This is a genomic window from Parabacteroides sp. AM58-2XD (assembly GCF_003463685.1).
GTDB classification, from domain to species: Bacteria; Bacteroidota; Bacteroidia; order Bacteroidales; family Tannerellaceae; genus Parabacteroides; species Parabacteroides segnis.
The window spans coordinates 1-7,853 of the sequence record NZ_QSDP01000166.1; the positions used below are offsets into that span (position 1 = coordinate 1).

General features: G+C 41.6%; 4 protein-coding genes. 3 read left to right on the top strand and 1 reads right to left on the bottom strand.

Annotation, left to right across the window (positions count from 1 at the left end; translation table 11 throughout):
• Nucleotides 1–112: 112 nt before the first annotated feature.
• From DXA15_RS23850 to DXA15_RS27380, 3 genes are all read left to right on the top strand, one after another.
• Nucleotides 113–3,313, top strand: coding sequence for a TonB-dependent receptor (locus tag DXA15_RS23850; protein WP_128135695.1), 3,201 nt, complete (start codon nt 113–115; stop codon nt 3,311–3,313).
• Between the two features lie 12 nt (nt 3,314–3,325).
• On the top strand, nt 3,326–5,350 hold the full coding sequence (locus tag DXA15_RS23855) for a RagB/SusD family nutrient uptake outer membrane protein (protein ID WP_128135696.1): 2,025 nt from the start codon (nt 3,326–3,328) through the stop codon (nt 5,348–5,350).
• A gap of 608 nt (nt 5,351–5,958) precedes the next feature.
• Nucleotides 5,959–6,372, top strand: coding sequence for a heme-binding protein (locus tag DXA15_RS27380; protein ID WP_233567599.1), 414 nt, complete (start codon nt 5,959–5,961; stop codon nt 6,370–6,372).
• Between the two features lie 211 nt (nt 6,373–6,583).
• Here the strand turns inward: DXA15_RS27380 and DXA15_RS23865 are convergent, their stop codons facing one another.
• Nucleotides 6,584–7,486: a glycoside hydrolase family 20 zincin-like fold domain-containing protein gene (locus DXA15_RS23865; protein WP_128135697.1), complete on the bottom strand. Its 903-nt coding sequence runs from the start codon at nt 7,484–7,486 to the stop codon at nt 6,584–6,586.
• Nucleotides 7,487–7,853: the final 367 nt, after the last annotated feature.

Here is a 7,853-nt window from a genome sequence, read left to right on the forward strand (position 1 = left end):
AGACTAATGTAAAAACAAAGATTGATACAATATGCGTTGGAGGATATAATCTTTTGATTAACATAAGTTATTCCTTATAGTTAACCTAGTTTTAATAATTAAAAGTAATGCTATGCTAAAAAAAATGCAAACTGTTGGTGTTTTGCTGCTTTCGTTAGCTTTTGCTTATGGAGGACAGCTTCATGCTCTGGAAGTAAGTGCAGCAACAACTATTACTCAACAAACAGACAAACTAACAGGGACTGTTGAAGATGAGTTCGGTCCTGTAACTGGTGCCTCTGTTGTCGTAAAAGGGACAACAAATGGAACTGTTACAGACATGAATGGTAAATTTGAATTATCCCATGTTAAAAAAGGAGACCTTATCCAAATTTCCTTTATCGGTTATATTACCCAAGAGGTAAAATATACAGGACAAGGTTCTATTAAAATCCAGCTTAAAGAAGACACACAAACAATTGATGAAGTTGTTGTTGTCGGTTTCGGTACACAGAAAAAGGTAAATTTAACCGGATCGGTTAGTATGGTGGACGCAGAAGTTCTTGAATCTCGTCCGGTTCAGAATGTATCGCAAGCCTTGCAAGGTGTTGTCCCTGGCTTGAACTTTTCAGTCAATTCTGGTGGCGGTACGCTTGATAATGAACTGAATTTTAATATTCGTGGTGCCGGTACTATCGGTGATGGTTCCGGTTCATCTCCATTGGTATTGATTGACGGTATCGAAGGTAATATGAATACTGTCAATCCGAATGATATCGAATCTGTTTCTGTTTTGAAAGATGCTGCAGCCTCTTCTATTTATGGTTCACGTGCTTCTTTTGGTGTGATTTTGATTAAGACAAAAGGAGGAAAAGCGGGTAAAACGAATGTAAGTTACTCAGGGAATGTCCGTTTCACAGATGCTTTGCAGATACCGGAAATGATGGATTCCTATCAGTTCGCACAATATTTTAATGCAGCAGCTGCCAATGCCGGACAGAGCCCGGTATTTAGCGCGGATGTCATGCAACGAATTCAAGATTATCAAGCCGGTAAGATAAGTACGGTCTCTACGCCCAGTTCACAAAACAAGTGGGAAATGTATACCGGTGCCAATGCTAATACAGATTGGTTTGCCGAAGTATACCGTAACTGGGCACCTTCACACGAACATAACCTGAGCGTAAGTGGTGGTTCGGAAAAACTGACCTACCGTGTCAGCGGTAGTTTCCTCGATCAGAATGGTTTGATACGCCATGGATCGGATAATTTCCAGCGCTACACATTGGATGCCAAAATATCTGCTCAATTAGCAAACTGGATTACTTTAAATTATACGAGTAAATGGACACGTGAAGATTATGATCGTCCGACTTATATGACGGGGCTGTTCTTCCATAATATCGCCCGCCGCTGGCCGACCTGTCCGGTATATGACGATAATGGACATTTGACCGAGGGAATGGAGTTGACTCAGATGGAAGAGGGAGGTGTACAGACACAACAAAAGAATTATTACACTCAACAAGTCGCTTTAAGAATCGAACCGATCAAAGATTGGACAATCAATATTGACGGAAATATGCGTACACATACTAACAACCAGCACTGGGCTGTATTGCCTGTTTATGCATACGACGTTAATAATCAGCCTTATGCCATAAGCTGGGATGGAGGGGCATCTTACTCTCCGGGAGCCAGCCGTATTTCCGAAAGCCGGTATACGGAAGATTATTTCACAACAAATATTTATACGGATTACCAGAAGACAATCAATGATCACTTCTTTAAAGTGATGGTCGGATTTAATGCTGAATTAACGAGAACTGATAATCTTTATGGACAAGGTGATAAAATCATCTCTGCCGAAGTTCCGACGATCAACCAAACCACATCTGAACAGAAAGTGGGTGGCGGCAAGGCTGAAAACTCCGTTGCAGGCTTCTTTGGACGTATCAACTACAATTACAAAGATCGCTACATGGTCGAACTGAACGGACGTTATGACGGTTCTTCCCGCTTTATCGGCGACCAGCGTTGGGGATTTTTCCCTTCTGTATCAGCCGGATGGAATATCGCCCGTGAAGAATTCTTCGGTAACCTGTCTGACATTTTCAGTACATTGAAAGTCAGAGGTTCTTGGGGACAGTTAGGTAATACGGATACAAATGACGCTTGGTATCCATTCTACCAGACCATGCCAGTTGGAACAGCTAGTGGGCGTTGGTTGGTAAACGGTGTGAAACCGAATGTAGCCGGATTACCATCTATCGTAAGTTCATTGAAGACTTGGGAAACAGTAGAAACCTGGGACGTTGGTTTGGATTGGGCATTATTGAATAACCGCTTGACGGGATCGTTCGACTACTTTACACGCTATACGTATGATATGATTGGCCCGGCTCCTGAATTACCAAGTGTTTTGGGTACAACACCTCCAAAAATCAATAACTCCGACATGAAATCGTACGGTTTTGAATTGGAACTCTCCTGGAGAGACCGTATCGGCGACGTCAGTTATGGTGCTAAATTTGTTTTATCTGATGCAAGACAGAAGATAACTAGATATCCGAATGAATCAAGATCACTGGATATAGCCCATTACAGCGGTAAAATGCTGAATGAAATCTGGGGATACACCACTGTTGGCATCGCTCAGACCCAAGAAGAGATGGATGCTCACCTGGCTAACAACAAACCAAGCTGGGGATCAAGTTGGAGTCCTGGTGATGTCATGTACAAAGACTTAAATGGCGACGGTGTTGTCAATACAGGTGCTAATACGGTAGATAATCCGGGCGACCGTTCAGTTATCGGTAACAGTACACCGCGTTATAATTTCGGTTTGACTTTGGATGCTGCTTGGAAAGGTTTTGACTTCTCGGTATTTTTCCAAGGCATCGGAAAACGTGACTATTGGTTGAGTGGCCCGTATTTCTGGGGGGCAAGTGGTGGAATGTGGCAGTCTGCCGGTTTCAAACAGCACTGGGATTTCTGGCGCGGCGAAAACGACCCGTTGGGTGCTAACCTGAATGCTTATTATCCACGTGCCAGCTTTGATGGCAGCAAGAACCAACAAGTTCAAAGCGGATATTTACAGAATGCAGCTTATCTTCGTATGAAGAATATACAGTTAGGTTATACATTGCCTCAACAGTGGACTTCTAAGGCCGGTATGTCTTCTGTCAGATTGTATATATCCGGTGATAACCTGCTGACTTTTTCCGATATTACTGGTGTGTTCGACCCTGAAACATTGGGTGGAGATTGGGGGGACGGTAAATTGTATCCGTTGTGTAAAACGATTTCTGTCGGTTTGAATGTTAATTTCTAAATAAAGAGGATTATGAAACTGAGTTTAAAAAATATATATATTTTTCCCATAGCAGCAGCTTTCGGTTTACTGACATCGTCATGCAACGATTTCCTGGACAGGGAACCGATCTCAAGCATTACGCCTGCACAATATTTTAATTCTGCTGAAGAATTGGGTGCGTATTCCATCAATTATTATACTTCGCTTATTGCAACGAATGATGCGGCGTATAATGCCGGGCCTTTAAATGTTGATGGTAATACGGATAATATGGTTGTAGGTGAAGCCAACACAGGCTATTTTGCAGCTGATCGCTGGTTGGTTCCTTCATCTGGTGGCCCTGATTTTAGTCTGATCCGTGCTATGAATTACTTCCTTGAACAAGTATTGCCGAAGAAGGAAGCTGGTGCTATCTCCGGTGCAACGGAAGATATCAACCATTATATCGGTGAAATTTATTTCTTGCGCGCTACTGCTTATTTCGACCGTCTGTGTACCTACGGCGACTTCCCCATCGTTACAACTGTACCGGAAGATAAAACAGAAGAACTGGTGGAACTCAGCAAACGTGCCCCCCGCAATGAAGTAGCCCGTTTTATTCTGGAAGATTTGGACAGAGCTATCTCTTTGTTAAAACCGGGTACGGCATTCAACAAGGTGCGTATCGGTAAAGAAATGGCACTTTTGGTGAAATCGCGCGTAGCTTTGTACGAAGCGACATTCGAGAAATACCACAAAGGTACGCCGCGTGTACCGGGTGAATCCGGATGGCCGGGAGCGAATATGGCTTACAATGCAGGCAAAACATTTAACATCGACAGCGAAATCGACTTCTTCCTGACTGAGGCAATGAGTGCAGCGAAAGAAGTAGCAGACAATCATAGTCTGGTACAAAATACAAAAGTATTAAATCCGGCAATCAACCAGATTTACGGTTGGAATCCTTACTTCGAAATGTTCTCCATGCCTGATCCAAGCTCCTTAGACGAGGTTTTAATGTGGCGTCAGTTTGATTCAGACTTGAGTATTACACACGGTTTTATGGCCTATATCATGGAAGGTGGTAACAACGGTATGACTAAAAGTTATGTAGATGCCTTCCTGATGGAAAACGGTCTGCCGATTTATGCTGCCAATTCGGGATATAAAGGCGACTTGACTATCGACCTTCAAAAAGAAGGACGTGACGGACGCCTGCAATTGTTCGTGTTTGGCGAATCGACTGTCTTATGCAATGAAGATTCACTGGAATGCTATGAAGCGCCGACAGTTGTTGCGTTGACCGAACACCGCGATCGTACTGGGTTCCGCCAGCGTAAACACTATTGTTATGATTTCGCACAAATCCGTAATGGCGTACGCGGTACCAATGGCATCGTTGTGGCACGTGCTGCAGAAGCATACTTAAACTATTTGGAGGCTTCTTACCTGAAAAACGGGTCAATCGACGGGACGGCAGCTACTTATTGGCGTCAATTGCGCGAACGTGCCGGTATAGATTCCGACTTCAGCAAGACCATCGCAGCTACCGATCTTTCAAAAGAACCAGACTGGGCGGTTTATTCCGGCTCCGAGAAAGTAGACCCGACCCTGTATAATATCCGTCGCGAACGCCGTTGTGAATTTATCGGTGAGGGGAGAAGATGGAGTGATTTAATCCGTTGGAGAGCATTTGATGCCTTGTTTCCTGAAAATATGGGTAAATACATCCCCGAAGGCGTAAACTTCTGGACGGAAATGTATAAGAATGAAGCTTACCTGAAAGTCGATGAAGCAGGCAATGTGACAAGCGAATCTGCCTTGATCGAACAGGCCGAAGGTAAAGGCGATGCCAACATCTCAAACCGGAACGACAGCAAATACATTCGTCCTTACCGCGTAATCAAAGAAAACAACGAAGTATGGGATGGATATCAATGGAGGAAGGCATATTATTTGTCACCTTATTCTGTTCTAGAACTTACTTTGGCTTCTCCTGATTCGAAATTGGAAACATCCAATTTGTATCAGAATCCTTACTGGCCGACAACAGCTAGTTCACCTGCATTGGAATAATTATTTCAACATAATTTAGATATACCTCACTTACCCTGCAAGTATTCGGGAGAACGCTTGCAGGGTTTCTCGAGTAGGAACTTCTGCCGGTATTGTTACTTTAACTACTAATTTTACCAATATTATAGGTGCAGCTTCTGTTTCTCGCGACATTCTTATCGGTCTTTCCCCTTTCGATATTTCCTGTGAAAGATAATGCCATCATCGAGCGGCATAAGATTTTAATTCGCAGATAAAAAATAAAGGCCCATTTTCGTTCTTATACACATTACTTCTTCACTTCTTATAACAACCGCGAAAAAAATCGTGTTAAAATCGCATTAACATAGACTGCCGTAAAACGGCCCATTTGTTAAAGAATTACCTCCCTTTTACCTCCGATTGTAGGGAGTGGAGGTTAAACGGACCTTTAACGGAGGTTCAACAGAGCTAATACGAGGATGTTTTGTGTTAAAATCGACAGGAATATTTGTGAATATTTAACTGGTTTCGTGTGAACACTGTTTGGACGTTGTCGGCATCATCAACTATTTTCTGTTTATGTCTGTTGTTAAAATAGAGCACAATCTGAAAGCAGGTGAGGCGCTTGACCTCTTAAATTTATTGTTATGGCGCTCAGCAATAGAATCGTGACAAAGATTAACGGAGAGGGAGGCGATAGGCCGGAAATAGAATGGCTCTTATTTATCTACTTTTCCATTGATATGATGTATTTTAGAGATAACCCTCTTGTGAAAGAGGGTTATTCTTCGTATTCTACATCTGTTTTTATAATATTTCCCATTTCATCAAACATACCTTTGTGTTCATTCCCCCACGCATCCATTAAACAGATAATTGGTACGAGCGATCCGCGTATCACGTTCGTAGCCGGCGGTTATCCGTTGTTTGTGAATGGCGAGATTGTTGGTGCTATTGGTGTAGGCGGTGGTACAGAGGCACAAGACTGCGAGATTGCCGAACACGTGGTAAAGGTGTTTGAAGAATTTTTTTCTTCGTATTCTTTGGAAGAAAATATATAGGCTACATTGATAGATATGGTTACCGCTTTCCGGCAATACGCTGTCTTCATCGGATATGCCCATGAAGACAGCGCCGCTGAATTCTATTATGCTTTCAGGTATATTGATATCTTCTTCTTTGAGTATATTATTTTCATCGGTACAGCTACATAAGCAAATAGATATGATAAGGGTAAATAAGTTACGTTTAACTATTATTTTTTTTCTGCCGTTATAAAGTGTTGCTTCCTATATATAAAGCGAGCATTTCCACTCTTTTGTTGAATTTTTTATTGCCTTCTGTTTCTAGAGGATTTGACCAGCTTTTTTCGGCAATAGAGGCTAAATGTTTGAATAATAGTTTTCTGTCGTCCTTGGAATTGCTAATATTGGATTTCCGGATGATTTGTTCCACATGGAAAGGAAGATTGGATATCATGCCATCTGATCGCGTCATCCCGCTTGAAATCGTAATCTTTTTAGAATGGGCATATGAAGTCATGTTTTCTAATCCTAGCTGTATATCCGGTGTTATATCGTAAAGTTCTTGTATAAAATGAAGCCTGTTTATTTTTAACATGGCCATACAATCAATCAATTCTTTGAGATTATTCTCTGGAATGAGACTGAAAGGTGTGTGTAGTACTACTGTCCGGTTATTGTAACGGGGGCCGTCATGTATGGTCATTCCCGGCACACTCCATTGAATGTTTTCTGCTGATGCTTGGCTGTTTATTGCCGGAGGAAGCAGTAGACGCAAGGTTTGCATTGCGTAAAAAAATCCTTTGTCTCCTGAAGCTTCTACCAGAATACAAGATGGACTTATATTTAGTTTATAATGCTCTGCCGACAAGTCCATATTTGTACGGAATATGATATCTGCCTGTTTTTTTTGTATCGCTATTCTTGGGCTGAATCCGGCTGCTTGATGAAATATATCGGTTAATTCTTGGGCAATCACTGCCTGTTTTTTATTTTCGACACTAATAAGGGTAGTCTCGTCGAATATAAAGTTGCCCTTATCTGATACACTTTGTTGGGGAAAAGGTATAATTTCCGGTTTTTCGTCCGGCAGGATACATTTAACGAGAATCATAATAAAAAAAATAGAATATATACCAGCTCTGAATGACATAAGAATAACTTTTAATAGTACACTTTTTGTTTAAATTTCACTTGTTGCAAATCTATGTGTCGGAATATATCCCAATGTTCGATATCGTCCGAGAAAGTTCAGAAATCGTTTTTTTTGCTATACAGGGCTTATATTTCGGATGATTTTGTATTTTTGCCGAACAAAGGGTGATATATAGTTATGCAAATATTAGGGAAGTATTTACAATTAAATATATTATTATTTTTCGTATTCTTAACAGGTGGGCTTTCTGCAACCCCAGGGCGACCGCACCAAAATTCCTCTAAAAAGTTTATCATTGCAAAATGAATACCTCTAATTATTTTTCAGAAGTGACAGATCCTCGTGTAACAGGTCGCTGTCTACA